2 protein-coding genes are annotated in these 1,921 nt (G+C 30.5%); both read right to left on the bottom strand.

Going from position 1 to position 1,921, the window contains the following annotated elements:
- Positions 1–70 precede the first annotated feature (70 nt).
- A complete protein-coding gene (locus tag Q0649_RS20415) occupies positions 71–940 on the bottom strand; it encodes an aldose 1-epimerase family protein (protein WP_298846194.1) in 870 nt (289 codons plus the stop codon).
- 100 nt (positions 941–1,040) lie between these two features.
- The coding region (locus Q0649_RS20420) for a ketose-bisphosphate aldolase (RefSeq protein ID WP_367179425.1) at positions 1,041–1,921 on the bottom strand (881 nt) is incomplete at its 5' end.

Here is a 1,921-nt window from a genome sequence, read left to right on the forward strand (position 1 = left end):
ACGGTGGTGTGAGAGGTCGCTAAATAAACTAATTATTTAGCTCCTACTCGATTAATCTTATATTATAAATTTACACAATTGTAATCTTATAACTACATTTAAAAACTTCTTTGTTTTTTAATTTTTGAATACCTTTTTTATTTTTCAATTCTACTGATGAACCTGCTAAATCAGGAAGACCAAACCAAGGTTCTATGCAAATAAAAGGAGCTCCCGTAGGTTTAGACCATATTGCAAAGTATGGAAAATCTTCAAATGACACCGTAACTTTATGGTCATTTTTATCTGTCCCTATAGCTATTTTCTTGTTTTTTAGACCTTCTAAAATAATAACATCATTTTCAAACAACTCTTTTGATACATCAATTATATTTGTTTTGTCAAATAAAACCTTCTTCTTATCTGATAAAAATCCACTAGAAAGTAAATATGTTTCTATTTTTTGTTTCTCTTTAAATGCTAAGTAATAATCCTCAAAGTTTAACTCAGGTTTTACAGGACAATTAAAAGCGGTATGGGCACCTATTGAAAAATAAATATCCTTATTATCTTCATTTCTCACTTCATAGAAAACAGTAAGTTTATTATCTACAAGTTTATAACTTATAATTAGTGAGAACTTATAAGGGTATTTCTTTAAAGTTTCGTCGTTGGATCTTAATATAAAAGAAACACTATCCTTTTCCTGATTATAAATATCAAAATTCATATCCCTTGCAAAACCATGAACTGTCATGTTATAAGGTTTATCATCTATAAGGCAAGTATCTTCTATAAGACTACCAATTATAGGAAAACATATCGGTGCATGAAATCTCCAATAATTAGGGTCTCCTTGCCATAAATATTCTATTTTATCTTTCTTCAAAAAAATACTTATTAATTCGGCACCTTCATTTTTTGCGTTTATAACTAAAAATTCATTTTCCAATTTAACCATGATTACTACCTCCCCTATTTTATAACAAAAGAGACACCCCCTAAAGTTATGTCTCCTTTGAACCTTAGTAGTTATTGACTTCTTGTAACATAACTACTTTTTATTTTGTTAAAAATAAATCTGCTTTGTTATTGCTTCCAAATATTCTTATTTTCTCTATAACTTTTTCCTTCATTACTTTTCTACCATTGCCAAGTGATTCTGCTAACTGGTATTCTTCTGGGTTCTTTGTTAAAACTTCTAATATTCCTTTTGTAAATGCTTGTCTTAGTTCAGTATCAACATTTACTTTTGCTACTCCTAGAGTAATCGCTTTTTTCACTTGTTCATCTGGCACTCCTGATCCACCATGTAAAACTATGGGTCTGTTAACAGCTTTTGATATATCACTTAATCTTTGAAAAGCAAGCTTAGGAGTTTTCTTGTAAATGCCATGTGCTGTACCAATTGAAACAGCTAAATAATCAACACCAGTTTTCTGTGCAAAACTAACAGCTTCATCGCAAGTTGTAATCATTGCATCTTCATCCTCAACTGAGATATCATCTTCTGTTCCACCAATTTTACCAATTTCGCCCTCAGCACCAATATCCAAGGCATTTGCAACTTCTACTAATTTTTTAGTAATAGCTATGTTTTCCTCAAAAGGAAGGCCAGATCCATCAAACATAACCGATTGAAATTTTAATTGAATTGCTTTTACAACTTGTTCATATTTACGACTATGATCTAAATGAATACAAACTGGAACAGTAATATCCTTCATAAAGATATCTATCATTCCTCTCAATTCTTCAATCCCCATATATTGAATATATTTTTGCCCTATCATAAGCATTACAGGAGATTTTTCCTCTTCTGCTGCCCCTAGTATTGCTTGAATACTTTCAGCATTGTGAACACTAAAAGCTCCAATAGCATATTTATTTTCCCATGCATTCATAATTAATTTTTTACCTGATACGTATGGCATATTAACAC

It is taken from the genome of uncultured Clostridium sp. (assembly GCF_937920395.1).
Classification (GTDB): Bacteria; Bacillota; Clostridia; order Clostridiales; family Clostridiaceae; genus Clostridium_AD.